The organism is Nocardioides sp. BP30 (genome assembly GCF_029873215.1).
Taxonomy (GTDB): domain Bacteria; phylum Actinomycetota; class Actinomycetes; order Propionibacteriales; family Nocardioidaceae; genus Nocardioides.
On the sequence record NZ_CP123620.1, the window covers coordinates 3,814,284 to 3,839,971 of the forward strand.

Below are 25,688 nucleotides of genomic sequence, written 5' to 3' on the forward strand. Positions count from 1 at the left end.
TCGGACTAGCGGACGACCTTGAGCACCACCGCCCGGCTGGTGGCCGGCGCGTACGACGCGTCACCGGCGACGTACACCTTGATGCGGTGCTTGCCCTTGGCGAGCCTGGGCAGCTTGACCGAGCCGTGGGCGGAGTCGAGCGTGGCCGAGGTCAGGATCCTCTTGCCGTCGTACACCAGCACGGTGTGCGTGCCGGCGACCGCGCCCGTCGAGGAGATCCCCACCGTGAGCCTGGCCCGGTGTCCGACCCGCACCTTCTTCTTGGCCAGCTTCACCGTCACGCTCGGTCGTGCGTACCGGACCGTCAGCGTCGCCGTCGCCGTGCTGGCGGCGACCTCCGTCGACCCGGCGTAGGTAGCTGTCACGACGTAGGTGCCGACCCCGATCCCGGCCGGCACCGCCACGGTCGCCTTGCCGCCGGCGAGGGTGCCCGTGACCGTCTTGCCGGCGACCTGCACCGTGACGGTCCCGGTGGGCTTCGCGTCGCTGGCGACCGTCACCGTCGCCGAGGTCGTCGAGCCGTAGGTGATCGCCGTGCTCGCCAGCGACAGACCCGTCGTCGACGCCGCCGCTCCGGCGAACGCCAAGGCGGGCGCGAACGTGGTGTGCAGACGCGCGTGCGACTGCTGGTCGACGGCGTACCCGTAGCCGAGCACCTGCGCGTCGCTCCACGACGGACCGACGATCTGCAGGTTGTCGGACTGACCGTTGGCGTTCACGCCGATCGGCATGATCACCGTCGGCAGGCCGACGTTGGAGGTCGGCACGTTGGTGCCGCGGTCGGAGCTGAAGATGTCCGAGGACTCGTCGTTGTTGCCCACGCCGGTCAGGAAGCCGGGGTAGATGACCGCGGAGACGCCGGCCGAGGACATCCAGGAGTCGTACGCCGCCTTGTAGGCGTCACGACGGGCCAGGTAGTTCGTGATGTCGGTGTCGGTCATCGGCACCGAGGTGCTCGGCCGCGAGACGTTGTAGGGCAGGTTCGCCGGCGACGACTTGAGGTCGCCGGGCGTCGCGAACGGGAAGCCCTGATTCTCGTCGATGTACTTCCACCAGCCCTCGGTGCTGCTGCCGGCGCCGGAGGTGATCGTGTAGGGGTTGCCGTTCGCGTCGAGCAGGGGCGGCTGTGCGGGCACGGGCGTGGTGATCGGGACCAGTGTGCCGCCCGCAGCCTCGATGGCGGCCGTCGCGTGCGCCAGCGCGATCGCGCCGGTGGTGTCGTCGGCGATCTTCGTGGACTGGAACGAGCTGGGCAGATAGCCGATGACCTTGCCCTTCAGAGCGTCGGCGTTGAGCGCGGTCTTCCACTCCGTTGGCCGCTTGGCGTTGTCCACCCGCGAGGTCAGGATGTCGTCGGGGTCGTTGCCCGTCGTCTGGGTAGCTGTCGCGTCCAGCAGCGAGGCGAGGTCCGGGATCGACTTGGCGATCGGGCCGGCGTAGTCCTGGCCCCAGGTCAGCGGCATGACACCGTCGGTGCTGCTGAGCCCGTCGGTGCCACGGAACGCGTAGACGCTGCTCCCGGTGGACGGCGCGTAGAGCGAGACACCCGTCTGGGTGCCCATCGCCGCCGCCGCCATGTCCGTCGCGACGGCGACGGCCGAGCCGCCACTGGAGCCGAAGGACGACTTGGACGGGTAGAGCGCGTTCCAGGTCTGCTCGAAGCCGCTCTCGCTCCACGAGCCGGAGTTGGCGAACTCGGACAGGTTGGTCTTGCCGATGATCACCGCTCCCGCCTTGCGCAGGTCCGCGACCTGCCAGGCGTCGGTGGCAGGCTGCCAGTCCTCCAGTGCGCGCGTGCCGCCGGTGGTCGGCATGTCCTTGGTGTTGTAGAGGTCCTTGACAGCGATCGGGATCCCGAGGAGGTCTCCGGTCTTGCCGGCCGCGCGCGCCTGGTCGGCGGCCATCGCCTGGGCGATGGCGGTCTTGGCGACAGTGATGAAGGCGTGGAAGCCGAGCTGCCCCTGGTCGTAGGCCTGGATCCGGTCGAGGTAGGCCTTGGTCAGCTGGACCGACGTCACCTTGCCGGCGCTCAGGTCGGCCTGGAGCTGCTGGATCGTCTTGCCCGTCACGTCGTAGCCGACGGTCGTGGTGGCACCGGTCGCCGGGTCGAGGGGCGCGGCCGGCAGCCTGAGCGGCTCGGCGCCGGAGCAGATCGCGTCGCTGAGGCCGAGGCTGGTGCGATCCCAGTTGGCGACCGTGCACAGCTCGTCGACCGACAGGTTGCCCACCTTGGGAGCAGTCGCCAGCGCCGCGGTGGTGGTGCTGATCGTGCTGGTGTCACCCTGCGCCCCCACGACCACGTAGTGCAGCAGCGAGCTGGTCGCGCCCGGCTGGATGGTCAGCGTCTGCACGAAGCCGGGGTTGTTCGAGGCGCTCCCGGTCGTCGAGTACGTCGAGGTGAACGGGTCGAGCTGCTGGTTGCCGAGGTGGCTGCTCCCGGTGCTGCCGAGCACCACCCCGGTGGGCCGGTAGGAGGCGCCCTGGTAGGTGGCGGTGGCCCAGGTGTCGTCGGTGTCGATGGTCGTGTTGCCGTCGCTGGAGGCCGAGACCGTGGCAGCGGTCGCCGCACCGCCGCCCGAGGCCAGGTCCGCGGGATCGCCGTACCCCAGGGAGCCGCCGAAGGAGACCTCGATCGTCTCCGGCTCGGTGGAAGTGTTGGTGAAGGTGTCGAAGAAGGAAGCGGTGTCGGCGGTGGTCGCGAGGTCCAGCTTGCGGGTCACCGTGATGTTGCCCAGCCGCACCGACCGGGTCGAGAGATAGCTGCCGTTGCCGCTCGGCTCCAGGCCGAACCCGCGCATCATCTGGTCGTTCATCCGCGGCGCCGAGGACTCGTCGACGTGCAGGAACAGGCTGCCCATCCCCTCGGCGCGGGAGTTGGTCACCGCGCGCAGGCTGCCCGTGTCCAAGGCGGAGCGGCGGGCGTCGTTGACGGTCCAGCCGACGCCGTCGGAGCTGGTGTAGACGGAGTAGGCCGAGGCCGGGGAGGCGCCGAGGATCGTGGCCAGGGCGGATGCAGCGAGCGATCCGGCCACCACGAGTCCGACGGCACGGCGGCGTGCGAACGGCCGCGCTGAGAGTGCAGACAACACAGGTACCTCTCGATTGAAGGACGAGAGCCCTGTTTTTACTTTGCGCCGGTTGCGCGCTCCGTCACCTCGTGTGAGCGCGGTGTTACGCGCCCCGCCCGCCGGTTACGAGTCCCGGCGGGCGGGCGCCGGCATCACCAGCGCGGGTGGATGGCCGCGCGCAGGTGGGTGTCGTAGATCCGCCGTACGCCGTCGAGGAGCTCGGCGCTCAGCGGGGGCAGCGTGCCGGCCGCGGCGTTCGCTCGAGCCTGGTCGACGTTGCGCGCCCCCGGGATCACCGTCGTCACACCCGGCTGCTGAGCGGCCCAGGCGATCGCCACCTGTGCAGGGGTCGCGCCCTCCGGCCCGTGCTCGGCGACCAGGGCGGCGAACTCCGCGGCCGCCGCCAACCCGGTCTCGTAGTCGACCCCGGAGAAGGTCTCGCCCACGTCGAACGCCTCGCCGCGGCGGTTGTAGCTGCGGTGGTCGTTGTAGGCGAAGACCGTCTGGTTGCTGTAGCGGCCCGACAGCAGCCCGCTGGCGAGCGGCACCCGCACGATGATCCCAACACCCTGGGCCTGAGCGGTCGGGAGCACCTCGTCCAACGGCTTGAGCCGGAACGCGTTGAGGATGATCTGGACGCTGGCAGCGCCGTGCTCGATCGCCGCGAGGGCCTGGTCGCACGTCTCCACGCTGACGCCGTACGCAGCGATCGCGCCCTCGGAGACCAGGGTGCGCAGCGCGTCGTAGGTCGCCTCGTCCTCGATGGTGGCCGACGGCGGGCAGTGCAGCTGGACGAGGTCGAGGGTGTCCACGCCGAGGTTGCGCCGCGAGCGGTCGGTCCAGGCGCGGAAGTTGTCGAGCGTGTAGTTCTCCGGCACCTGGTCCAGCCGGCGGCCCATCTTGGTGGCCACCGTGATCGGTGCGCCGTCCGAAAGCGCGCCGGACGCCTTCAGAAGCGTGCCGATGATCTGTTCGCTGCGGCCGTCGCCGTACACGTCGGCGGTGTCGAAGAAGGTGACGCCGGCCGCGACGCTGGCCTCGAGGACGGCGCGAGCGTCGGCCTCACTGACATCGCCCCAGTCTGCGCCGAGCTGCCAGGTGCCGAGGCCGACGATCGAGACGTCCTTGCCGGTGGTGCCGAGAGTGCGTTGGTCCATGCGCCCCATCTTGTCCGATCGGGTACCTCGTGCGTCACCACCCCCTGACCCAGCCCGATGTCGGGCGAGAGGAGAGCACGATGGCTGTCACGGCGTTCGGTGACCTGCCGCTCGCGGACCGCGACCGGCCGTGGGACGGAGCGGCGGCGGAGAAGCGGGTGCGCGCCTGGGCGAAGGCCGAGGACGAGCCCAACCAGCGCTACCGCGACGCCCACGTCTGGTACGACGCGGACAGCAAGCAGAACTTCACCGCCTACAAACTGCTGATCGCCGACGTGGTCGACGGCAGGCTGGTAGCGGTCCCGCGCGGCGTGATGGCGGCCGGGAACGTCGTCGACGGCGCCCGTGGTGGGGTGAACCTGCCGGAGAAGGACGTCGCGAGGGTGAAGAGCCACCTGGCGAAGTACTACCGGAAGATGGGCGACCAGCCGCCCTGGGAGCGCTGAGTCAGCTCGCTGCCGGGTGCGTGGCCGGGTGCGTGGCTGGGTGCGTGGCCGGGTGCGTGGCGACGAAGGCCGCCACGGCGTTGCCGAACGCGTCCGCGCCGGCCTGGGTCGGGTGCAGCTCGTCCCGCTGGTAGCCGAGCTTCAGGCTGACGGTGGAGAGGTAGGGGACGCCGGCCCGCTTGCTGAGCGAGGCCAGCAGCCGGTCGACCCGCGGCACCTGCGCGGCCCGACTGGGCGCCATCGCCGGCCCGACGACGATCACCCGCAGGCCGTGCAGCTCGCTCATCAGCCGGCCGAAGCCGGCGGCGATCGCGCCGGAGCGCTGGTCGAAGTCGTTGAGCCCACCCTCGACCACGACGAGCGAGGCGCCGGTGCGTACGTCGGCGCTCGCGCGGTCGGCGTAGGAGACCAGGTGGCAGCTGGAGTCGCCCTCGCTGAACCCCGACCCCGGGAAGCCGTCGACGTGGACGCGTCCCGCGAGCCGGACCGGCCAGGACCGGCCGGGGTTCGCCAGCCCGAACCCGGCCGACCACGAGTCCCCGATCACCACCACCTTCGCGCCGCTCCCGGTCGTGTGGGCGGCACGCCAGTGCTGGTCGTGGGTGAAGCGCGCGCAGCGGGCGTGGCGGACCGCCTCGGCAGCCGCGCGGTCATGCCAGGCGACGCCTCCGAGCACGGCGCCGACCATCAGCACCAGGACCAGCGCGAGGAGCAGATAGAGGCGGCGGGACCGCCCCAGGACCAGCGATGTCACTCCTTCATGATGCGTCGCACAGCGGGTGTGCGCAGCAGAATCCGGCAGGTCCGGTCAGGTTGCGATCAGATCGCGTACGGCGCCAGCTCGCCGGCCAGGTCGGCGTTGACCCGCCCGGTGATCTCGGTGCCCTCGGCGGTGTGCTCGATCCGGTCGATCTCCCCGTGCTGGTGGACCCGGTTGACCAGGTCGCCGCGCTCGTAGGGCACCAGGACGTGGACGCCGGTGCCGGGCCGCGGCAGGTCCGCCTCGACCGCCTGCAGGGCATCGGCGATGCCCAGGCCGGTCTTGGCCGAGACCACCACCGAGTGCGGCTCGGCCCGCTGCAGGCGCTGCAGCACCAGCGGGTCGGCGGCATCGGCCTTGTTGATCACCACCAGCTCGGGCACCTGGCCGGCACCGATCTCGGCGAACACCTCGCGCACCGCGCTCAGCTGCCCCTCGGGGTCGGGGTGCGAGCCGTCCACGACGTGCAGGATGAGGTCGGCGTCGGCCACCTCCTCCAGCGTCGAGCGGAACGCCTCGACGAGCTGGTGCGGCAGGTGCCGGACGAAGCCGACGGTGTCGGACATCGTGTAGACGCGGCCGTCGGCCGTCGTCGTACGCCTCGTGGTGGGGTCGAGCGTGGCGAACAGGGCGTTCTCGACCAGGACACCTGCATCGGTGAGCCGGTTGAGCAGCGAGGACTTGCCGGCGTTGGTGTAGCCGGCGATCGCCACCGCCGGGATCTGGTTGCGCCGCCGCGTCGCCCGCTTGGTGTCGCGGGTGCCCTTCATCTCGCGCAGGTCGCGGCGCAGCTTGGCGATCTTGTCGTTGATCCGGCGCCGGTCGGTCTCGATCTTCGTCTCACCGGGGCCGCGGCCACCGATGCCGACGCCGTTGGCTGCCCGACCGCCGACCTGCCGGGAAAGGTTGCCACCCCACCCGCGCAGACGCTGCTTCATGTAGTTGAGCTGGGCCAGCTCGACCTGTGCCTGGCCCTCCCTGGACTTGGCGTGCTGGGCGAAGATGTCGAGGATCAGCGCGGTCCGGTCGACCACCTTGACCTTGAGCCGGTCCTCCAGGTTGCGCAGCTGGCTGGGCGCGAGCTCGCCGTCGCAGATGACGGTGTCGGCGCCGGTGGCGCGGACGATCTCACCGATCGCCTCGACCTTGCCGCGGCCGACGTACGTCGCCGGATCCGGCGACTGCCGGCGCTGGTAGATCGCCTCGAGCACCTCCGAGCCGGCCGTCTCGGCCAGCAGCGCGAGCTCGGCCAGGCTGTTCTCCGCGTCGGCGGTGGTGCCCTCGGTCCACACCCCGACCAGGACGACCCGCTCCAGCCGCAGCTGTCGGTACTCGACCTCGGTGATGTCCTCGAGCTCGGTGCGCAGGCTCGCCACCCGGCGCAGGGCGTGCCGCTCGGCGAGCTCCATCGCGCCGAGCGTCGGCTCGTCGGCGAGCTCCTCGGGGTCCTCGTCGGTGTAGCCCGACTCGAACTGGTCCTCGGGCTCGTCCGTCTCACCGGGGGTGTCCCAGCCGGTGGTCTCCTCGAGCTCGGTCTCGAGGCTGAAGTCATGTGCGTTCGTCATACATGTCCAAGAGTACGGCGGCACACCAGCGGATTTCTCCTGGGAACGCACCGATGGCCGCCGAGCCCGCGTCTCGGACGCAGGCTCGGCGGCCGTTCGGCCCGCTCGGCGTTACTTCGGGGGCATCCGGATGCCGCCGTCGACCCGGACGACCTCGGCGTTCATGTAGTCGTTGGTGAGCAGCTCGAGCACCATCGAGGCGAGCTCGTCGGCGCTGCCCAGCCGCCTGGGGAAGAGCACGTTCTGGCCGAGGTTGGCCTTGAACTCCTCCGGGTTGGGGAAGCCGTCGTAGATCGGGGTGTCGATCAGCCCCGGGGCGACCGTGTTGAGCCGGATGCCGGCGGCGGCGAGGTCACGGGCGATCGGCAGGGTCATCCCGACGACGCCGCCCTTGGAGGCGGAGTAGGAGGCCTGGCCGATCTGGCCGTCGAAGGCCGCGACCGAGGCCAGGTTCACGATGGCGCCGCGCTGCCCCTTCGCGTCGGGCTCGTTGCGGCTCATCACCGTGGCGGCCTGCCGCGTCACGTCGAACGTTCCGATCAGGTTGATCGCGACGACCTTGGCGAAGGCCTCCAGCGAGTGGGCCGAGTCCAGCAGGCCGTCCTTGCCGATGGTGCGCTGTGCCCAGCCGATGCCGGCCGAGTTCACGCACGCCCGCAGCGGCGCGATCGAGGCCGCCTGCTCGACGGCCGCGGTGATCTGCTCGGTGTTCGTGACGTCGACCTGCGCGAAGATGCCCTTGACCTCCTCGGCCAGGGCCTCGCCCTTGTCGGCCTGCAGGTCGGCGATCACGACGGTCGCGCCCCGGACCGCGAGCCCGCGCACGCACGCCGCGCCGATGCCGCTCGCCCCGCCGGTGACGATGGCTGTGCTGTTGGTGAGATCCATGTCTCGCAACCTAACAGCGCGGCTGTCAGCCGATGTTCACAGCCCGGTGGTGCCGGTGGCGACCAGTGCGGCCGGGCCGGTCAGCAGGACCCGGTCGTCGGCGGTCCAGGTGACGGTGAGCCGGCCGCCCGGCACGTCGACGACGTACGTCGCCCCGTCCGCCACGTGCCCGTCCGCCTCCATCGTGGCGACGGCCGTGGCGCCGATCCCGGTGCCGCACGACCGGGTCTCCCCCACGCCGCGCTCGTGCACCCGCATCCGCAGGCGACCCTCGCCGAGGCGCTCGACCAGTTCGATGTTCACCCCGTGCGGGTAGATCGCCGCATCGAAGGCCGGCTGTCGGCCCAGGTCGAGGCCGGCCACCGGCTCCTCGACCAGCGCGACCGCGTGCGGGTTGCCCATGTCGACGTGGCGCGCCTTCCAGGTGCTCTCGCCGACCGACACCTCGGACCAGCCCAGCAGCAGCGGCTCGCCCAGGTCGACGGTCCACAGCTCGCCGTCGAAGGTCAGCCTCTTGTCGCCGGCGCGGGTCGCGACGACGATCTCCTCGCCGGCGCGGTGGTGCGCCCGCAGGTAGGCGGCGAAGACGCGGGTGCCGTTGCCGCACATCTCGGCGATCGAGCCGTCGGCGTTGCGGTAGTCCATGAACCACTCGCCCTCGGCGGTGGTGGCGGGCGCGCCCGGCCAGTCGGCCGCGTACGCCGCCGTACGGATGACGCGCAGGACGCCGTCGCCGCCGATGCCGGCGTGGCGGTCGCACAGCGCCCGGACGCGCTCGTCGCTGAGCGGTCCGTGCACCGACCCGTCGGGGTCGGGCAGCAGGACGAAGTCGTTCTCGGTGCCGTGGCCCTTGACGAAGTCGTAGGTGGATCCGCTCATCAGTAGAGCCCCTCGCGGTAGGCCTCGCCGTAATAGGCGTCGAGCTCCTCCAGGGTGCCGGGCGCGTTCTCGAACTGCTTCGCGATCACGGCCCGCCGCGGGATGGTCTCGGTCGGCGCCCACGTCTCGTGGTCCCACAGCCCGCTGCGCAGGAAGGCCTTGGCGCAGTGGAAGAAGATCTGCTCGATCTCGACCACCAGTGCCAGCACCGGCCGCCGCTCGCGCACGCTCATCGCGTCGAAGAAGTCGGCGTCGCTGACCAGCCGGGCGCGGCCGTTGATCCGCAGCGTGTCGCTGCGGCCCGGGATGATGAACAGCAGGCCGACATGCGGGTTGAGGAGCACGTTGCGGTAGCCGTCCGCACGACGGTTCCCGGGCCGCTCGGCGATCGCGATGGTCGTCTCGTCGATGACGTGGACGAGGGAGCCGGCCGGGTCACCCTTGGGACTGGCGTCGCAACGGCCTTCGGCGTCACTGGTCGCGAGCACGCAGAAGGAGCTGGCGGCCAACCAGTCGCGGTCGATGTCGAGGAGCCGGGTGCGCTCCTTGTTCACCGCGCGCTGGTTGGGCTCGCCGAGCAGCGCTCGCAACTCGTCGACGGTCTCGATCGGCGTCACGGGACCAGCGTAGGGGGTGCCCGGCGGAGACGCCTTGTAACGCGGTGTCCACCGCTCTTCTGCGGTGCTGTGGCACCGCAGAAGAGAACCGAACACCGCGTTACAAGGAGCGCACGGCCGCGATCGCCCGCTCCACCCGGTCGGGAGCGTCGAAGCCGACCCACACCACCCGCGGGTCCTTGCGGAACCACTGGTCCTGGCGCCGGGCGAACTGGCGGGTCTTGACCGCCGTCCGCAGCTTCGCCTCCGCCAGGGTGAGGTCGCCGGCCAGGTGGGCGGCGACCTCGCGGTAGCCGATGGCCATGCTGGCGGTCCGGGCGCCGGCGAGACCCTCCTCGAGCAGGCGCGCGACCTCCTCGACGAAGCCGGCGGCGAACATCTCCTCCACCCGCTGCAGGATGCGGGCGTCGAGGGTCTCGCGGTCGATGTCGACGCCGATCTGGACGGTCAGCGGATCGGCGTACTCCTGCACCGGCAGCCGTGCGCTGAACGGCTCGCCGGTGATCTCGATGACCTCCAGGGCTCGGACGACGCGACGGCCGTTGTCGGGCTCGATCCGCTCTGCGGCGACCGGGTCGAGCTCGGCCAGGCGCTGGTGCAGCGCTCGGCCACCGACCCGGTCGAGCTCCGCCTCCCAGCGCTCGCGGACCGCCGCATCGGTGCGCGGGAACTCGAACCGGTCCAGCAGCGCACGGGTGTAGAGGGCGCTCCCGCCGACCAGCACGGGCACCGTCTCGGCTGCCCGCAGTCGCGCGATCACCGTGCGGGCCCGGTCCTGGAAGTCGGCGACGGTCGCCGGGTGGGCGACGTCGAGTACGTCGATGAGGTGGTGGGGGATGCCGCGTCGCTCGCGGGCCGGAAGCTTCGCCGTACCGATGTCCATGCCGCGGTAGAGCTGCATGGCGTCGGTGTTGACGATCTCGCCGCCGAGCCGCTCCGCCAGGTCGAGGGAGAGCGCCGTCTTGCCCGCAGCCGTCGCCCCGACCACCGCCACCAGCGGGACGCTCGCGGGGCCGTCGTCGGGTCTCGAGGGGGTCGCCGGCATGTGGTTAGTGTGGCAGCCGGACGCGGCGCCGCTCGGGCCGCCGCCGGACACCGAGGGGGAACCCGTGGGATTTCTCGACGACGCGCTCGACAAGGCCAAGGACGCGGTGCACGAGCACCCCGACAAGGTCGCCGAGGCGCTGGACAGGGCGGCCGACTTCGCCGACGGCAAGACCGGCGGGAAGTACGGCGACCAGATCGACAAGGGCAAGGACAAGGCGAAGGAAGCGCTCGGGCTCGAGGAGTAGCCCGCCGCCGGTCAGCCGCGCCGGTCAGCCGCCCGACGGGACGCCTCGGGGCGGCTGACGCTCACACCGGGCCGAGCTGTCCCCTCACCCGCAGACCGGAGCCGCCGGCAGCGGAGCGGGAGCGCCGACGCCCGGCATGCCCAGCCCGACCGCGGCGGCGGCGCGCTCGCCCGGGCCCTGGTCCTGCCGACGCTCCCAGGCGTCCCCCGAGCGCGTCCGGCGAACCGACAGCACCCGGTCGGCGACCAGGTGGTGCGGGGCGGCGTAGGTGATCTCGGCGGTGACCATGTCGCCGGGACGGGCGTCGGTCGGCGCGAAGTGGACGAGCCGGTTGTCGGGCGCACGGCCCGACATCCGCTGCGTCTCGCCGTCCTTGCGTCCCTCGCCCTCGGCGACCATCAGCTCGACGGTGCGGCCGACCTGCGCCTTGTTCTCCTCCCAGGCCAGCTCGTTGACCAGCGCCACCAGCCGCTGGTAGCGGTCCTTGACCACGGCGGGCGCGACCTGGTCGGCCATCGTCGCCGCCGGCGTGCCCGGCCGCTGCGAGTACTGGAAGGTGAAGGCACTGGAGAACCGCGCCCGCCGTACGACGTCCATGGTCGCCTCGAAGTCCTCCTCGGTCTCACCGGGGAAGCCGACGATGATGTCGGTCGTGATGGCGGCGTGCGGGATGGCGGCGCGGACCCGGTCGATGATGCCCAGGTACTTCTCCTGGCGGTAGGAGCGCCGCATCGCCCGCAGGATCCGGTCCGAGCCGGACTGCAGGGGCATGTGCAGGGAGGGCATCGCGTTCGGCGTCTCGGCCATGGCCTCGATCACGTCGTCGGTGAACTCCGCTGGGTGAGGGCTGGTGAAGCGCACCCGCTCCAGCCCCTCGATCGCGCCGCACGCGCGCAGCAGCTTGGAGAAGGCCTGGCGGTCGCCGAACTCGACGCCGTACGCGTTCACGTTCTGGCCCAGCAGCGTGATCTCGGAGACCCCCTCCGCGACCAGCGCCTCGATCTCGGCCAGGATCTCGCCGGGCCGGCGGTCCTTCTCCTTGCCGCGCAGGCTGGGGACGATGCAGAAGGTGCAGGTGTTGTTGCAGCCGACGCTGACCGAGACCCAGGCGGCGTACGCCGACTCGCGGCGGGTCGGCAGCGTGGAGGGGAAGACCTCGAGCGATTCGAGGATCTCGACCTGCGCCTCCTCCTGGATCCGGGCGCGCTCCAGCAGCACCGGCAACGAGCCGATGTTGTGAGTGCCGAACACGACGTCGACCCACGGCGCCTTGCTGGTGATCGTCGAGCGGTCCTTCTGCGCCAGGCAGCCGCCGACCGCGATCTGCATGCCCGGCCGCTCGCGCTTGACCGAGGCGAGGTGGCCGAGGTTGCCGTAGAGCTTGTTGTCGGCGTTCTCCCGCACCGCACAGGTGTTGAAGACGACCACGTCCGCCTGCTCCCCCGCGGGTGCCGCCAGATAGCCCGCGTCCTCCAGGAGCCCGGAGAGGCGCTCGGAGTCGTGGACGTTCATCTGGCACCCGTAGGTGCGGACCTCATACGTGCGAGCCATAACAGATCAGAGCGTACGGCGGGGCGCGGGCGGCGCCGGAATCTGCGAGGCTGAGGTCATGGCGAACGCTGGTTCCCGCTGGTCGGTCGGGTCCACCGACTCGGTGCTCTCGCTGTGGTCCGACAGCTCGATCCTCTCGATCGGAAGCGTCGGCTCGGTGGCCTCGCTAGGCAGCGTCGCGTCCTTCGCCTCGTCGTTCTCGCTCGGCTCCTCGATGTCGGTCGCCTCCTGGGGCTCGAACCAGTCCGGCGGATCGCTGCTCTCCCACCAGAGCAGCGGGTCGGTGCTCTCGGCCCAGGCCAGTCGTGCGGTGCGGGCCTACCGCGCCGACGGGCCGCTGCCCCGGGCGACGCTCAGCGGGATCGTGCTCGGTGCAGCGTCGGTCGGGCTCGTCCTGCTCGTACGCCGCCGCCGATGACCCGAGCCCGCGGCTACCTGCGCCGCCCGACCACGAAGATGCGCCGGAACGGCATCACCACCACGCCGTCACGTGCGGGGTAGGCGGCCCGCAGGCGCACCTTCACCTCCTCGACGAACCGCTCCCGCAGGTCCTCGGGCAGCGCCTGCAGGATCGGTCGCAGGCCCGTGCCGCTGACCCAGTCGAAGACGGCGTCCTCCCCGGCCAGCACGTGCAGGTACGTCGTCTCCCAGGCGTCGACCTCGAAGTCGTCGCGCAGCACGGCGAGGTAGGTGGCGGCATCGTGGGAGCCGGGCAGCTCGACCGCGGCGGTGTGCTCGACGTACTCGGTCGAGGCTGCCAGCTCGATCGGGATCGTGTGCGAGGGTTCGGCGAAGTTCGCCGGGACCTGGAAGGCGACCCACTCACCCGCCAGCGCGGCGAGGGCGGGCAGCAGCGCGAGGTGATCGGGCACCCACTGCAGCATCGCGTTCGAGATCAGTACGTCGGCCGGCTCGAGCCAGTCACGCACGTCGGCCTGGATCCACCTCAGCTCGGGGTGGTCGGACCGAGCTCGCGCGACCATCTCCGCGGAGCTGTCCACCCCGATCACGTCGGCACCCGGCCAGCGTTGCGCAAGCAGCCGGGTCATGTTGCCCGGGCCGCAACCGAGGTCGACGACCCGCGCGGGTGACACCGCTCCGATCCTGGCGACCAGATCGACGAACGGTCGGCCGCGCTCGTCGGCGTAGGTCAGGTAGTGCTGCGGATCCCAGCTCGGCATGGGTCCACCATCGATCCGAATTATCTTGATGTCAAGAGATTAACCGAACCGGCCGTGCACGTAGTCGGACGTGCGCTGGTCGTGGGGTGCCTCGAACATCGCCTCGGTCTCCCCGTGCTCGATGATCACCCCGGGCTGGCCCTGCTCGGCCAGGAAGAACGCGCACCGGTCCGAGACACGACGGGCCTGCTGCATGTTGTGGGTGACGATCACGATCGTCACCTCGTGCCCGATCTCCTTGATCGTCTCCTCGACCACCCGGGTCGAGGTCGGGTCCAGTGCGGAGCAGGGCTCGTCCATCAGCAGCACCTGGGGCCGCACCGCCAGCGACCGGGCGATGCACAGCCGCTGCTGCTGCCCACCCGACAGTGCGCCGCCGGGCTGGTCGAGCCGGTCCTTGACCTCGTTCCACAGGCCGGCACGACGCAGCGACTCCTCGACGAGTTGCTCGCGGGCCGCCCGCTGCACCCTCGCGCCGGTCAGCGAGAGCCCCGCGAGCACGTTCTCCCGGATCGACATCGCCGGGAACGGGTTCGGCTTCTGGAAGACCATCCCGATCGCCTTGCGAGCGTCGATGACCTGGCGCTGCCGGTCGTAGATGTCCTCGCCGTCGAGCCGGACCTCGCCGGCCAGCGACGCGGTCGGGATCAGCTCGTGCATCCGGTTGAGGATCCGCAGGAAGGTCGACTTCCCGCACCCCGAGGGGCCGATCAGGGCCGTCACCTGCCCCGCCGGCATCTCCAGCGTCACCCGGTCGAGGACCTTGCGACGCCCGAACCACGCCGATACGTTCTCGGCACTCAGTGCCGAGGTGCGCGCCGCCCGCGTCGCCGTCGGTACGGCGACGGTGGCGGCCTGGTCGTCCAGGACAGCGGTCATGTCGTCTCCGGTGCTGGGAGGGTGGCCGGCTGGTGGCGCGGGTGCTGCGCCGCCAGCCGGCCGGTCTGGGACACCGTCACTTGGAGGTGACGGTGACGGTCTTGCTGCTCGCGGCCGCGACGGTGGCCGAGCCGGCGTAGGTGGCCTTGATCTTGTGCTTGCCCTTCTTCAGCTTCTTCAGCTTGATCGAAGCCTTGCCCCCGCTGAGCGTCGCGCTGGCGAGCTTCTTCTTGCCGTCGTACACGGTCACCGCGCCGGTCACCGCCTTGCTGGCCTTCACCGTGACGGTGAGTGGCACCTTCTTGGTGTGCTTGACCTTCTTGGCGACCTTGAGGGTCACCGTCGCGGCGACCTTCTTGACCACGGGCGGGGCGGTGGTGGCCGACTTCGTCGGGGTCGGCGAACCGGTGGTCGGCGTGCCGCTCGGCGAGTCGGGGGCGGTCGTCGACGGCCCGCTGCTGGGCGAGCCGGTCACGCCGGTGCTGCTGGTGCTCCACGTGCCGTGGGCGCTGTCGACGTAGATGTCGATGGCGTCATAGGCGGCCGAGACCGCCGCACCGGGGCTGATGGTCTTGAGCCGGAGCTCGACCAGGCCGTCGGCCGCGGGCTGGTAAGCGTTGAGGAACTGCTCGAGCGTGACACTCGAGCCGAGCGGCACCGTCAGGCTGCTCGTGTCGACGGCCTGGGTCAGCTGGGCGCCGGTCCAGGTGCCCTCCGCGGTCGGCTGGTAGGCGCTCAGGTCCGCGGTGGTCGTCGGGCCGCCGTACGCGTAGGCGGAGTGGACGTAGCCGTAGACGACCGACTTCGATCCGCTCAGCGCCGCGTCGGACTCGCCGACGGCGGTGATCGCGTCGCTCAGGCTGCCCGAGGTGACGGCGTTGCCGCCGACCTTGAGCGTGATCGCGCCGACATTGTTGGTGTCCGGCGCGGCGGTGGTGTCGCCCGAGGCCGAGACCGCGACGATCCCGGCACCGACGAGCGCGGCAGCGCCGACGGCGGTGACCGCCGCGACACGAGTGGCCCGCTTGTTCATGGTTGTCCTCTCAAACTTCAAGTCGTTGGATCGCTCGGGCGATCAGGAGCTCGGGCAAGCGGCGGTGCCGGCACCCACGGCGGTCCAGGTGGTGCCGTCGATGTGCAGGTCGAGCGTCGCGTACGACGCGGTCTGCGGCGCCTGCCCGGCAGCGCCGAGGATCAGCCGCAGCTGGATCCAGCCGCCGTCCTGCGCCGGGTAGGCGTTGACGAACTGTGCGAGGGTCGTGTCCGCCTTGACCAGCACGGCCGCGGGCGCCTTCGGGTCGGTCACCTGAGATGCCGGGCCCAGCTGAAGACCGCTCCAGCTCTCGGGGCCGACACCCTGTCGCGGCTGGTAGGCGAACACGGTGGCGGTGCCGTTGCTGGCATAGCCACCGGCGGCCGCCTGGCCACCGACCGCGACGGTCGCGAAGGGCTGGTCGACGGTGCTGCCCGACGTGATCGGACGGCCGCCGCGACACAGCGTGATGGCACCCGCCGAGGCCGGGTCCGTGTACGGCGCCGACCCCACCTCGCGGTGGTGACGGATCGCTACCCAGACCGCGGCGACGACGGCGAGGAGGACGATGACGACGCCGGCCGCGATCGTTCCGCGGCGGTCTCGCCACGACGCCTGCTGGCGCTCGCGGTGCTGTTGGGTCATGGTCATCGTGTCCTCCTCTCCGTCGATGTCCTCGTCGCTCACCCTGGGAAGGGTCAGCCCTTGGTGCCCTCACCCGGCTGGCTCACGCCGACGGCGTTGGCCGTCACACCCGGGTAGTACGGGGTCAGACCGAGGCTGGAGATCAGCTGCTGACCGGCCGCGCTGACGATCCACGGCGCGGGGGCGCCCGAGGCGTCGTCCGGGTCGTAGGCGGGGTTGTAGAACAGCGTCCTGACCCAGTTCAGCGTGCTGCCCGGCTGCCAGGCCTTGTTCGAGTCGATAGCCGACTCGCGGAAGATCACGTAGAACGGCAGGTCCGCGACGTACGCGCTGGCGCTGACGCCGTTCGAGCCCGGCACCTGCAGGGTGATGCCCGAGGCGCTGAGCGGCGTCGTGGTCTTACCGTCGGAGCCGTTCGCCACGCTGCCGGTGTAGGACGCGCTGGACGGGTCCGGGAAGTAGTTCTGCTGAAGCAGCTTGTAGCGGCTCTGCGGGAACGGCACGATCGCGTCAGGGTTACCCGCCACGGTGCTCGGGTCGTTCTGCTGGACGGCCTTCACACTCGTCTTCCAGGTGCAGGCGGTGTTGCCGTTGCCAGCCTGGAGGACGGCCTGGAACTGCTTCAGCACGCCGGCGCTGTCCTGCGGGCGCTCGGCCACGATCGTCGAGGTGCCGGTGCCGCCGACCTGGTCCCAGGTGGTGTAGTCGTTGGCTGCGTTCGAGCAGTAGATGCCGGCGAGCTGTGCCGGCGTGAGGCCGACGGCGGGCGCGTTGGTCGTCGCCGCGGTCGCGATGTACTGCTTGTCGTCGGCGAACTGGATCGTGTAGAGCTTCGAGCCGAGGTTGCTGGTGGCGGTGGTCTGGTCCGCCGCCTTTGGCAGGTTGGGGCTGCGGGCGAAGTCGATCGCACCCGCGGTGTCCTTCTCCAGTGCCGTGATGCCGGCGCCACCGCCGTTCGGCCGCAGTACGGGCGAGGTGCCCGCACGCAGCACGACCGAGGGGTTCAGGGCGACGGACGTGCCCAGGCTCGGGTCGGTGAACGCGTTGCGGCCGTTGGCGTCGGCCGAGGCGTCGAAGTTGAAGAGCCGGTTGACGTTGCCCGCCGAGTTGAAGCCGGGGAGGCCGCTGGGCGATCCGTCGGCGAGGAAGTCGACGGAGTTCTGGATCACGTCGGATCCGACCCCGACGACGTCCTGCGCCTGCGGGGCGATGTCGGCGCTCGCCGACCCCTGCCCGAAGGAGAGGGCGCCAGCAGCCACCAGCCCGAGGAGGGAGGCGCCGACCGCCACATGCCGCTTCGACATGATGTGCCTTTCTGAAGACCTACGACCGGCCCCGGGGTCGAGGACGGTGGAACTGAGATGGCACCGAGCCACGGCCGAACATTAACTGATTTCAGATCGAGTTAGGCGACTTTGTCCATTTGCGTGACTTTCTTTTCGCGAGTCCGCTTCAGAGCAGGTTCGGCAGCAGCCGCGTGGCCACCATCGAGGCCAGCCACAGACTCGCCAGGAGCACCGGCAGACCCGCGATCCAGGCAGCCAGCCGCGACCAGCGGTAGCGCGCCCAGGTGATCGCGACGAGCCCGCCCACCAGCAGCTCGAGCGCCAGCGCCAGGAGCGCGAGCGTGCCCGCGCTGGCGTCGCGCGCCATGGCGCTCCCGCCGGGGTCCGTGGCGGACACGGCGCTGGCCGGCTGCGGGGCACCGACCAGGGAGGCGTCGGCGTAGACGGTCTCGGAGTGCGCCAGCGGGGCCGAGCCGGCCGCGGAGGCCAGCGTCAGCCGGCTGGCGCCGTCCGCGAGCGGTGCCAGCAGGTCACCGTTGCGACGGACGTCGTCGACGCGGTAGTGGAAGACTCCCTGCGCGGTGGTGACCGTGATCGCGGCGCCCGGCTTCAGCGAGGCCAGGTGCCGGAACGGGCCGCCGTAGGAGACCGCACGGCCGAGCAGCACGCTGTTGCCGACCTGACCGGGCAGCACGGTGCCCAACTGGTGGCCCGGACCGTCCTGGAGCTGCGCCGGCCGGGTGCCCTCCACCACCACCAGGTGGTGGAGGCCGAGGGCCGGCGCGTCGAGCAGCGCGACGGGCGCACCGGCCTCGATCGGGGCAACGGTGGGCGCCGTACCCTCCGCCAGCTCCTGCCGCAGCTGTCCGTAGAGCTGCTGCTGGGCGTGGCCCTGGCTGAAGCCGCTCAGCACGTAGACGTAGAGGAGCAGCCAGCCGAGCAGCCCGGCGAGCAGCAGGATCGCCTGCCCCACGCCGATCCGCAGCCGGCGGGTGTCCGCACGCTCCAGGGGGGTGGCGTCGACGGCCCCCTCCCGGACGGTGGTCCGCGCCGGTGTGGTCGTGCTCATCCATGCCTCCGGGCCAGTCGCGCCGAGGTCCGGCTCAGCCACGGACCGGACCACCGACCGATGACGCGACTGCCGGCGGCGATCTCCTCGCACCAGCGCAGTGCCAGGCCGGCGACGAGGAGGCACAGCCCGGCAATCAAGGCGAACGGCAGGCCGAAGCGACCGATCCGGGAGTACGCGCCGACGGTCTTGATCGAGTCGGCGGTGGTGGTCACCGGGGAGGTGGCGGGCGCCGGGGAGACGCTCGCCGACGGGACCGGCGGGGCGGCCACCGCGGCGGTGCTCGTCGTCGCGGTGGCGGCGGCGGCGCTGGGCGTCGCGCTCGCGTTGGCCGAGGCGGTCGCCGACGGCTTCGCCGTCTTCGGTACGGCGGGGCACGCTCCGCTCAGCGACGGCACCACGCCCGTCTGCGCGCGCACCTGAACGGCGACGCAACGCGTGTAGGCGGCCTCCGCGCCCAGGCCGTTAGCCGAGGTCATCGGCAGCGCTCCCGGCGCCAGCTGGCCGTTGGCGGTGCCGGCACTCTGCCCCGACCCGGCCGCGAAGTCGAGGAGCTGCGCGACCCGCGCGGCGTCGGCGGAGCCGAGCCCCTTCGTCGGGACGTCGGCGTACACCGGCATCAGCCCGGGGTAGGCGCCGGTCTGGGAGTCGAGCTCGTCGTAGTCCACCGTCCAGGCTCCGGCGTCGGTGTCGGCGCTGAGCAGCTTGACGGCCGTCTTCATGCCGGCGGTGTCGGGTGAGGCGAAGGTCTTGCCCGAGGCGTCGGTGAACGTCGTCTCCGGACCGATGTCGGAGCTCGTCTCGAGCGCCGCGGCGCGCAACCCGTACCTGCTCACGGCGGTGAGCGGAACGACGCCGATGACGAATCGGTGGCCGACGGGCTGCTGCCCCTCGGTCTTGGGCACCAACTGGCTCGGGTCGTTCGCGTCGGTGATCGTCGGGCACACCGTCTGACTGTTCGAGATGGCGAACTCGAGGTCCTCCTCGATCGTGGAGACCTGTGAGAGCGGGTGCGCGATCTGCGCCAGGTAGGGCACGTCCTTCATGCAGGCGTTGCTCCCGGTGCCGTCCAGCTCGAAGTCGTCGAGCAGCGGCCACGAGCTCACCGGCAGCGTGAGGTGCGGACTCGAGGGGTTCTGAGAGGCCGGCAGGTCCAGCTGGTACGCCGGGTTGACCTTCATTCCCCAGGGGTCCCGCTCGCCGTCGAGCCAGTGCTTGGCGTCGGAGTCGGAGAGGATGTAGCTGCTCAGCGCGGTCAGCATGTCGGAGTCGTTCGACAGCGAGATGAGAGCGGCAGCGGCGTTCGCGACGCCAGGGATGCTGGTGTCGACGTCGGGGTTCAGGGCGTGAAACTCGGGGTCGGCGAAGATCGTGCGCGGATTGCCCGCCAGCGCCGGATACGCCTTGCGTCCCTGCAGGTCACCGTTGTAGGACTCGGTCAGCAGCTTGGCGAGCAGCCGCGCGTTGAGCTTGAGGTCGGTCACCGGCTGCCCGTCGGCACCGTCGATGTTGTAGGCGATCGCGAACCCCGTGACCGCGACCGGCGCCTGGGCGATCGGTGCGGTGAAGCCCCCGTCGGGGGGATCGGAGCTCAGGCCGATCTTGATGCTCTGCTGGTCGACTAGCGAGCGCGCCTGGATGTCGGTGGCCTGCACGTGCAGGAACGGCTGGTACCCCTTGGTCGTGCAGAAGGCCGGCTGCCACTGCGCAGCGATGTCGGTCATCAGGATCGAGCCGTACGCGAGCAGCGGCGCCGTGCTGTTCACCAGGGAGCAGGTGCTCCCCGAGACCGCGAAGTTGAGGGGCACGACGATCCGGTTGTCCCAGTTGGAGGCCGACCACCACAGCCGTCCTGACGTGGCGAGGTTGAAGTTCGCACCGGAGCCGTCCGCCGACTGCCCGGGCTGGTATACGTCCGGCTTCTCGCAGGAGGTGGCGTAGCGCGCCTGCTGGGCGGCGGTCGGGATGATCGGGTCGCCGGCGTCGACCTGGGTGAAGTTCGGGTCGCAGTCGATGCCGGTGACCGGGATCGCCACCAGGGAGCAGGCCACCGAGGCCGAGCAGCCGAGGGTGGCGTTCTCGTCTGCGGTCCACACCGCGAACTGCGCCGTACCCTTGCCATCGGTGCCGGTGATGCCGTAGGTCGTGTTGTCGGGGACACCCGTGGTCGGCTCGTCCGATCCCTCCGGAGCCAGGTCGTAGCAGCCGACACCACCCCCGTAGTAGGTCGTTCCGCTCGCCGCCACCAGCGGCACCCAGCGCTCGAAGCGCTGGGTGGCACACGTCGACGGGCGGTTCACCGTCGGCAGGTCCACCTGAGCCGCGCGGTCTGCCGACGCGGCGGCCCCGTCGGCGCGCCAGACCGGCGCACTCGTCACCGTGTTCGCGGTCTGGATCCGCTCCGCCGACGTCTGCGTCCAGCAGGTCTCGGGCTTGACGGTCGCCGCGGTGCCGCGGCACTCCATCAGGACCAGGGGGTATTCCTGCTCGGATCCGTCGTACCCGTAGCTGGGATCGCTCACCACACCACCGGTCGGGTGGGCGCCGCTCCAGCTGACAGTGATCGGCTGGTTGCCGCGCAGGTTCTGGGTCGAGGAGACGGTGAGCTTCACGTCGTACCCGTCGGGGTTCGCGGGGTCGGCCGGCGTGGTGGTGCCGTCCGCGCCGTAGAAGACCCGGTTCACCGTCTTCGCATACGTCTGCGTGCCGGTGGCCTGGGCGCTCGGGGTGAGGGCGAAGCCGGTCAGCGCCGCGACGACGAGGAGAACACCGGCCACGACCAGCGCGGCCCAGCGGCGCCTCATCGGGCACCCCGCAGCAGCCGGGTGAGGATCGGCGGCACGACCAGCCCCAGCACGAAGAGCAGGATGACGAGCACCGTCAGCGGCCGGGACGGACCGGCGTGGTCGTCGGCGGCCAGGGTCGTCGCCACCACGGTGCCCGTCGCCGCGGTGCCGCCGGCGGCGGTGCCGGTGCCCGCGGCGGAGGTGCCGCCCGCGGCGACGTTGCCTGCTGCCGGCCCGGCCGCGGCCCCCGACCCGGCCGCCGCGGCGGCACCCGTGCCCGTACCGGCGCCGGTGCCGGTGCCGGTGGTGGCGCCGGCCGCCTTGGTCGCGGTGCTCTGCGGCGCCTTCCCGTCCACGGGGTTGGCGTTCGCGGTGCCCTCGGTGCCGGTGCACGGTCCGGCCCCCTGCTTGTCGCAGGCCGCCGGCTGCGGGGCGATCTGGGCGAGGTAGTTCTCACTGGGATGCCCGGCGATGAACGTCGGGTTGTGGCAGGTCGAGACGTTGCGGTTGGTCAGCACGACGCCGCTGTCGGCGGCCTTGAGCTTGGCGATCTGGGTGAACCCCGCCTGCACCAGGTTGACCGGCAGCGAGGAGTAGCCGATCGGGCCGATCTCGGACTGGCCGGCGCAGATCGAGTAGTAGAGGAAGTCGCCGACGGTCTGCCGGGCGGCGGTGGTGTTGGTCTTCGTGTCCTTCGCCGAGGTCGGGATGATCGCGTAGACGTAGGACGAGAGCGGGTAGGTCCGCTTGTCGGCGTTGGTGTAGACGTCGTCCAGGTCCTGCGTCAGGTAGTCCGGGGAGGACGGGTTCATGTTGATCTGCGCCTTCGTCAGCGCGACCGCGACGTTGTACTGCGTCGGCAGCGTGTAGTACCCCGAGCTGTTGAGCAGCTTGGCCGACGGGTAGTTCTTGCCCAGCGGGTAGGAGTACTCCTCGATCGCGATCGCGCCGTTGGCACCGCTGCTGGTGAGGAAGTTCATCACGCCGTCCGAGCCGGAGAACGACTTCATCGCGCCGCTGCCGCCGCAGTTGGTCGGGAAGTACTCCGTGGCGACGTTCTTGCCACCGTTGCAGGCCCCCCACAGCGCGGGGAACTCCTTGGCGAGGTACCGGGTGAACTCGTAGGTCACGCCGGCCCCCTCGGAGTGCACCACCGGAACGATCGGGATCGAGGGCAGGGCGTGGCCGTTGTTGTCCGCCGTGATCGAGGGATCGTCCCAGTTGGTGATCTTGCCGGTGAAGATCTTGGCCACGGTCAGGCCCGAGAGCCGCAGGTTGCGCACCAGCTGACCCGCGACCTGCACGTGGTACGGCAGCGCGGTGCCGCCGGCCGCGATCGGAAGGTAGGCGTAGGAGCGGCCGAGCGAGGAGTCCTGCTGACCGGTCGAGGGATCGGTGCCCTGATAGCCGATGTCCGAGACGCCGAAGTCTGTCAGGTTGTGCGCGAAGTCGGAGCGGCCCAGCGCGGCACCGTTCGGGTTGAAGTCGACGTGCAGGCCGCCGTTGGTGGCGACGTCGGCCTGCCACTGCGCGATCGCGTTGGCCGCCCAGCTCGAGCCCGAGCCCTTGATCGGCGAGTGGCTCACCGGGGCGTCGGCCGCGCCGGCGGCGGAGGAGAACCCGATCACCGCGATGGCGAAGGCCGATGCGAGCGCACCGGCGAGGGCAAGAAGTCGGCGAGTCATCGGGAAGGCCTTTGCTTGGCGACGAAACGGGCGAGCAGGAACAGCATCAGAACCAGGAGGAGCAGCACGGTGGCGGCGGCGTACCCGCGCGTCTCGAACGTGGGCTCGCCGGACTTGACAGCGGTGAAGACGTAGAGCGGCAGCGACGTCATCGGGTTGTGCAGCGGGTTGGTGTTGAGGAAGTTCGTCGCCCCCGAGGTGAGCAGCAGCGGCGAGGTCTCCCCCACCATCCGGGCGATGCCGAGGATCAGCGCGGTGGCCAGCCCCGGCCGCGCGGTCGGCAGCACCACCCGCCACACCGTCTGCCAGCGTCCGGCCCCCAGCGCGTACGACGCCTCGCGCAGCCCGCCGGGGACCACCCGCAGGACCACGTCACTGGCCCGGGCCATGATCGGCAGCCCCATCACCGCGAGCGCGAGGCTGGCGGCCAGACCGGAGGGCTGCATGTGCAGCCGGATGATCAGCACCGAGTAGATGAACAGGCCGGCCACGATCGAGGGCAGCGCCGTCATCGCCTCCACCACGGTCCGTACGACGCGGGCACCACGGCCGCCGACCTCGGACATGTACACCGCCGTGGTCACCCCGAGCGGCAGCGCGATCGACACCGAGATCGCGACCTCGATCAGGGTGCCGACGATGGCGTGCAGGATGCCGCCGCGGTCGTAGGGATCGGTGGGCCGCACGCCCGCCATGTCATGGGTGTAGAAGTTCGGGTGCACCAGCACCGTCAGGCCCTTGAACACGGTCGTCAGGACCATGTCGGCCAGGGCCAGGCCCACGATCGCGGGCGCGGCGACGACGACGGTCGTCATCATCCGGTCGAGCACCACCGGCCACGGCCGGGTCAGCGCGGTCAGGCCGGCGTAGAAGGCCATGAAGACGAGGTACGCCGAGACGACGAAGCCGATGGTGCCGCTGAACGGCAGCACCTGGCCGTAGAGCACCCACGTGGTCGCCAGCGCGGCCAGCGCCGCACCCACCAGGGTCAGCACGTCGTCGCGGTGGCGCGACCCGGTCGGCCGCGGCGTCTCGCGGCGGACCTCGGGAAGGCGCTCCTCGGCGGTGGGCTGAGCGGACCGGCGGGCGGTCCCGTCGGCGGGTCCGTCCGGCGTAGCGGGCCGGGACTCCAGGGCGGTCACAGGTCGGTCCCCTGTCCGCTGCGGCTGCGCTTGACCACCTGGGCGGCGACGGTGTTGACCAGCAGCGTCATGCAGAACAGCACGAACCCGCAGGTCAGCAGGGCCGACAGCTGCGCGGGGGTCGCCTCCGCGTAGTTGGTGGCGATCAGCGCCGAGATCGTCGACGTACCGGACTCCAGGACGTTGATCTTGACCTGGAACGCCTGGTTGATGATGAGGAGCACGCTGATCGTCTCGCCCAGCGCGCGGCCCAGCGCGAGCATGGTGCCGCCGATGACACCGCTGCGGCCGAACGGGATGACCACGGTGCGCACCATCGCCCATCGGGTGGCGCCCAGCGCGAGCGCCGCCTCCTTCTCGCCGGCAGGTGCCTCGCCGAAGACCTCTCGCATCACCGAGGTGGCCATCGGGAAGATCATCGCCGCCACCGCGATCGAGGCGATGAACGCGCTGCCGGCATAGGCGGCGTAGCCCGGCGACTGGTTCCAGATCGGGTAGTTCACGTCGGTGTGCACCTTGAAGATCGGGATCCACCCGAAGTACTTGCTCAGCCAGTGCGCGATCTGGGCCGCGTGCGGCTGGATGTAGAAGAGCACCCAGAGGCCGAAGACGATGCTGGGCACGGCGGCCATCAGATCGACCACCCGGACCAGCACCGGCCGCAGCCGGGCCGGCGCCCAGTCGGTGATGAACAGCGCGGTGAAGAAGGCGAGCGGGAACGCGATCACCAGCGCGCACGCGGCGACCTCGATGGTGCCGACCAGCACCGCTCGGATCCCGATGATGTCCTGGCTCGGCAGCCAGCGTGACTCGGTGAAGAAGTGCCAGCCGTAGTGGCTCAGGGTCGGCTTGGCCTGCAACCCGAGGAAGATGCCGATGGAGCCGACGATGACCAGGACCAGCAGGCCGACCGCCCGGACGCCCTCGAGGAAGACGCGGTCCTGCCGGGAGTAGCGGGTGACGATCCGCCGCGGCGTCGGCTCGGGGCCCTCATCGGGCCGATCGGTCCGCGGTCGCTGGGTCCCGGGCGGCGTCGGCGGGCCTGCCGCGGGCACCACCGCGAGAGCCTGGGTCGGCTCAGCTGCCATCGGCGTCCTTCTCTCGGGTCCTGCGCGGCCCGAACCGACGCATGCGCGAAGAGAGGGCAGGGACGAGCACGCCCTGCCGAGGACAGCACCCTTGCCCTCTCAATCCGGATCAGAATAATCGAGATTGGCGACTTGGTGTGCTTCTGTCCGAAATTGAGATGGGCGCGCCGAGGACGGCGCCGTCGCGGCTAGGCCCGCTTGTCCTTCTTCGGCGTCACCCAGAGCTTGATGACGCCCTCCGCGACCACGGTGCCGTCGGCACGGGTACCGGTGACCCGCACCTGGAGCTCGCCGTCGGCGTCGTCCCACTGTGCCTGGTCCGTCTCGGCGGTACACACGATGTCGCTGGTGGACTTGGCGGTGTAGCGCACGTCCATGCCCATCGGGATCCAGCGCTTGCTCGCGGGGATCGTCACCTCGGCGAGCGCGCCCATCGCCATCTCGAAGCCGTTGCAGACGGCGATCGCGTGCACCGTGCCGATGTGGTTGTGGTTGCTGCGCCGGTCGGGCACCACCACCTCGGCGTAGTTCGGCCGCAACTGGCTGACCCGCGGGTGGATCGAGCCGAAGTACGGCGCCTTGCGGCTGAACGCGAAGGAGAAGACCCGCTTGCCGACGATCGGGATGGCGGAGGTGGTGTTCCAGAGCCTGTAGAGCTGCGACTGCGACAT

Annotated in this window: 23 protein-coding genes; 3 read left to right on the plus strand and 20 right to left on the minus strand. The window is 70.9% G+C overall.

Annotation, left to right across the window (positions count from 1 at the left end):
- Positions 1-5 precede the first annotated feature (5 nt).
- Both P5P86_RS17895 and P5P86_RS17900 read right to left on the minus strand, forming a co-directional pair.
- The gene (locus P5P86_RS17895) at positions 6-3,086 is read right to left on the minus strand and encodes an amidase family protein (RefSeq protein WP_280608801.1); all 3,081 of its coding nucleotides are present in this window, start codon (positions 3,084-3,086) and stop codon (positions 6-8) included.
- A 134-nt stretch (positions 3,087-3,220) separates the two neighbouring features.
- Positions 3,221-4,225 (minus strand): aldo/keto reductase, encoded by a 1,005-nt coding sequence (locus P5P86_RS17900; protein WP_280608802.1) that lies wholly within the window; start codon positions 4,223-4,225, stop codon positions 3,221-3,223.
- Between the two features lie 80 nt (positions 4,226-4,305).
- Here P5P86_RS17900 and P5P86_RS17905 point away from each other — a divergent pair, with 80 nt between their 5' ends.
- Positions 4,306-4,671: a hypothetical protein gene (locus P5P86_RS17905; RefSeq protein ID WP_280608803.1), complete on the plus strand. Its 366-nt coding sequence runs from the start codon at positions 4,306-4,308 to the stop codon at positions 4,669-4,671.
- Position 4,672: 1 nt separating this feature from the next.
- On the opposite strand, the gene P5P86_RS17910 is transcribed toward P5P86_RS17905, so the two are convergent.
- From P5P86_RS17910 to miaA, 6 genes are all read right to left on the minus strand, one after another.
- On the minus strand, positions 4,673-5,425 hold the full coding sequence (locus P5P86_RS17910) for an SGNH/GDSL hydrolase family protein (RefSeq protein WP_280608804.1): 753 nt from the start codon (positions 5,423-5,425) through the stop codon (positions 4,673-4,675).
- Between the two features lie 65 nt (positions 5,426-5,490).
- On the minus strand, positions 5,491-6,996 hold the full coding sequence (hflX, locus tag P5P86_RS17915) for a GTPase HflX (RefSeq protein ID WP_280608805.1): 1,506 nt from the start codon (positions 6,994-6,996) through the stop codon (positions 5,491-5,493).
- 111 nt (positions 6,997-7,107) lie between these two features.
- Positions 7,108-7,884 carry an SDR family oxidoreductase gene (locus P5P86_RS17920; protein WP_280608806.1) on the minus strand — a complete coding sequence of 259 codons (777 nt, stop codon included), beginning with the start codon at positions 7,882-7,884 and terminating at the stop codon, positions 7,108-7,110.
- Positions 7,885-7,920: 36 nt separating this feature from the next.
- On the minus strand, positions 7,921-8,763 hold the full coding sequence (dapF, locus tag P5P86_RS17925) for a diaminopimelate epimerase (protein ID WP_280608807.1): 843 nt from the start codon (positions 8,761-8,763) through the stop codon (positions 7,921-7,923).
- A complete protein-coding gene (locus tag P5P86_RS17930; RefSeq protein WP_280608808.1) occupies positions 8,763-9,380 on the minus strand; it encodes a pyridoxamine 5'-phosphate oxidase family protein in 618 nt (205 codons plus the stop codon). The genes dapF and P5P86_RS17930 overlap by 1 nt, the downstream gene beginning before the upstream one ends.
- Positions 9,381-9,480: 100 nt before the next feature.
- Positions 9,481-10,425 carry a tRNA (adenosine(37)-N6)-dimethylallyltransferase MiaA gene (miaA, locus tag P5P86_RS17935; protein ID WP_280608809.1) on the minus strand — a complete coding sequence of 315 codons (945 nt, stop codon included), beginning with the start codon at positions 10,423-10,425 and terminating at the stop codon, positions 9,481-9,483.
- Between the two features lie 64 nt (positions 10,426-10,489).
- On the opposite strand from miaA, the gene P5P86_RS17940 reads away from it, so the two are divergent.
- The gene (locus P5P86_RS17940) at positions 10,490-10,672 is read left to right on the plus strand and encodes an antitoxin (protein ID WP_280608810.1); all 183 of its coding nucleotides are present in this window, start codon (positions 10,490-10,492) and stop codon (positions 10,670-10,672) included.
- Positions 10,673-10,756: 84 nt separating this feature from the next.
- Here the strand turns inward: P5P86_RS17940 and miaB are convergent, their stop codons facing one another.
- Positions 10,757-12,223, minus strand: coding sequence for a tRNA (N6-isopentenyl adenosine(37)-C2)-methylthiotransferase MiaB (gene miaB / locus P5P86_RS17945; protein WP_280608811.1), 1,467 nt, complete (start codon positions 12,221-12,223; stop codon positions 10,757-10,759).
- Between the two features lie 58 nt (positions 12,224-12,281).
- Here miaB and P5P86_RS17950 point away from each other — a divergent pair, with 58 nt between their 5' ends.
- A complete protein-coding gene (locus tag P5P86_RS17950; RefSeq protein ID WP_280608812.1) occupies positions 12,282-12,641 on the plus strand; it encodes a hypothetical protein in 360 nt (119 codons plus the stop codon).
- A gap of 13 nt (positions 12,642-12,654) precedes the next feature.
- Here the strand turns inward: P5P86_RS17950 and P5P86_RS17955 are convergent, their stop codons facing one another.
- The 11 genes from P5P86_RS17955 to P5P86_RS18005 all read right to left on the minus strand — a co-directional run bounded on the left by P5P86_RS17955 (position 12,655) and on the right by P5P86_RS18005 (position 25,688).
- The gene (locus P5P86_RS17955; RefSeq protein ID WP_280608813.1) at positions 12,655-13,404 is read right to left on the minus strand and encodes a methyltransferase domain-containing protein; all 750 of its coding nucleotides are present in this window, start codon (positions 13,402-13,404) and stop codon (positions 12,655-12,657) included.
- Positions 13,405-13,443: 39 nt separating this feature from the next.
- On the minus strand, positions 13,444-14,283 hold the full coding sequence (locus P5P86_RS17960; RefSeq protein WP_280608814.1) for a phosphate ABC transporter ATP-binding protein: 840 nt from the start codon (positions 14,281-14,283) through the stop codon (positions 13,444-13,446).
- Positions 14,284-14,359: 76 nt separating this feature from the next.
- Positions 14,360-15,316, minus strand: coding sequence for an Ig-like domain repeat protein (locus P5P86_RS17965; protein ID WP_280608815.1), 957 nt, complete (start codon positions 15,314-15,316; stop codon positions 14,360-14,362).
- A gap of 42 nt (positions 15,317-15,358) precedes the next feature.
- On the minus strand, positions 15,359-16,003 hold the full coding sequence (locus P5P86_RS17970) for a hypothetical protein (protein WP_280608816.1): 645 nt from the start codon (positions 16,001-16,003) through the stop codon (positions 15,359-15,361).
- An 11-nt stretch (positions 16,004-16,014) separates the two neighbouring features.
- The gene (locus P5P86_RS17975) at positions 16,015-17,265 is read right to left on the minus strand and encodes a hypothetical protein (RefSeq protein WP_280608817.1); all 1,251 of its coding nucleotides are present in this window, start codon (positions 17,263-17,265) and stop codon (positions 16,015-16,017) included.
- 148 nt (positions 17,266-17,413) lie between these two features.
- Positions 17,414-18,316: a sortase gene (locus tag P5P86_RS17980; RefSeq protein WP_280608818.1), complete on the minus strand. Its 903-nt coding sequence runs from the start codon at positions 18,314-18,316 to the stop codon at positions 17,414-17,416.
- Complete coding sequence (locus tag P5P86_RS17985) at positions 18,313-21,120, minus strand: hypothetical protein (RefSeq protein WP_280608819.1); 2,808 nt, start codon at positions 21,118-21,120, stop codon at positions 18,313-18,315. Before P5P86_RS17985 ends, P5P86_RS17980 begins: the two co-directional genes overlap by 4 nt.
- Positions 21,117-22,787, minus strand: coding sequence for a substrate-binding domain-containing protein (locus P5P86_RS17990; protein ID WP_280608820.1), 1,671 nt, complete (start codon positions 22,785-22,787; stop codon positions 21,117-21,119). The genes P5P86_RS17985 and P5P86_RS17990 overlap by 4 nt, the downstream gene beginning before the upstream one ends.
- Entirely contained in the window at positions 22,784-23,929 is a 1,146-nt protein-coding gene (gene pstA / locus P5P86_RS17995; protein ID WP_280608821.1) for a phosphate ABC transporter permease PstA, read from the minus strand. Before pstA ends, P5P86_RS17990 begins: the two co-directional genes overlap by 4 nt.
- Positions 23,926-25,017 (minus strand): phosphate ABC transporter permease subunit PstC, encoded by a 1,092-nt coding sequence (pstC, locus tag P5P86_RS18000; RefSeq protein ID WP_280608822.1) that lies wholly within the window; start codon positions 25,015-25,017, stop codon positions 23,926-23,928. The genes pstA and pstC overlap by 4 nt, the downstream gene beginning before the upstream one ends.
- A 188-nt stretch (positions 25,018-25,205) precedes the next feature.
- Entirely contained in the window at positions 25,206-25,688 is a 483-nt protein-coding gene (locus P5P86_RS18005) for a hotdog fold domain-containing protein (protein ID WP_280608823.1), read from the minus strand.

Coding starts and splice junctions, on each gene's coding strand:
- P5P86_RS17985 (WP_280608819.1), bottom strand. CDS start 21,120: ATGAGGCGCCGCTGGGCCGCGCTGGTCGTGGCCGGTGTTCTCCTCGTC.
- P5P86_RS17990 (WP_280608820.1), bottom strand. CDS start 22,787: ATGACTCGCCGACTTCTTGCCCTCGCCGGTGCGCTCGCATCGGCCTTC.
- P5P86_RS17955 (WP_280608813.1), bottom strand. CDS start 13,404: ATGCCGAGCTGGGATCCGCAGCACTACCTGACCTACGCCGACGAGCGC.
- P5P86_RS17950 (WP_280608812.1), top strand. CDS start 12,282: ATGGCGAACGCTGGTTCCCGCTGGTCGGTCGGGTCCACCGACTCGGTG.
- miaA (WP_280608809.1), bottom strand. CDS start 10,425: ATGCCGGCGACCCCCTCGAGACCCGACGACGGCCCCGCGAGCGTCCCG.
- dapF (WP_280608807.1), bottom strand. CDS start 8,763: ATGAGCGGATCCACCTACGACTTCGTCAAGGGCCACGGCACCGAGAAC.
- P5P86_RS18005 (WP_280608823.1), bottom strand. CDS start 25,688: ATGTCGCAGTCGCAGCTCTACAGGCTCTGGAACACCACCTCCGCCATC.
- P5P86_RS17975 (WP_280608817.1), bottom strand. CDS start 17,265: ATGTCGAAGCGGCATGTGGCGGTCGGCGCCTCCCTCCTCGGGCTGGTG.
- miaB (WP_280608811.1), bottom strand. CDS start 12,223: ATGGCTCGCACGTATGAGGTCCGCACCTACGGGTGCCAGATGAACGTC.
- hflX (WP_280608805.1), bottom strand. CDS start 6,996: ATGACGAACGCACATGACTTCAGCCTCGAGACCGAGCTCGAGGAGACC.
- P5P86_RS17965 (WP_280608815.1), bottom strand. CDS start 15,316: ATGAACAAGCGGGCCACTCGTGTCGCGGCGGTCACCGCCGTCGGCGCT.
- pstC (WP_280608822.1), bottom strand. CDS start 25,017: ATGGCAGCTGAGCCGACCCAGGCTCTCGCGGTGGTGCCCGCGGCAGGC.
- P5P86_RS17980 (WP_280608818.1), bottom strand. CDS start 18,316: ATGAGCACGACCACACCGGCGCGGACCACCGTCCGGGAGGGGGCCGTC.
- P5P86_RS17920 (WP_280608806.1), bottom strand. CDS start 7,884: ATGGATCTCACCAACAGCACAGCCATCGTCACCGGCGGGGCGAGCGGC.
- P5P86_RS17905 (WP_280608803.1), top strand. CDS start 4,306: ATGGCTGTCACGGCGTTCGGTGACCTGCCGCTCGCGGACCGCGACCGG.
- P5P86_RS17960 (WP_280608814.1), bottom strand. CDS start 14,283: ATGACCGCTGTCCTGGACGACCAGGCCGCCACCGTCGCCGTACCGACG.
- P5P86_RS17900 (WP_280608802.1), bottom strand. CDS start 4,225: ATGGACCAACGCACTCTCGGCACCACCGGCAAGGACGTCTCGATCGTC.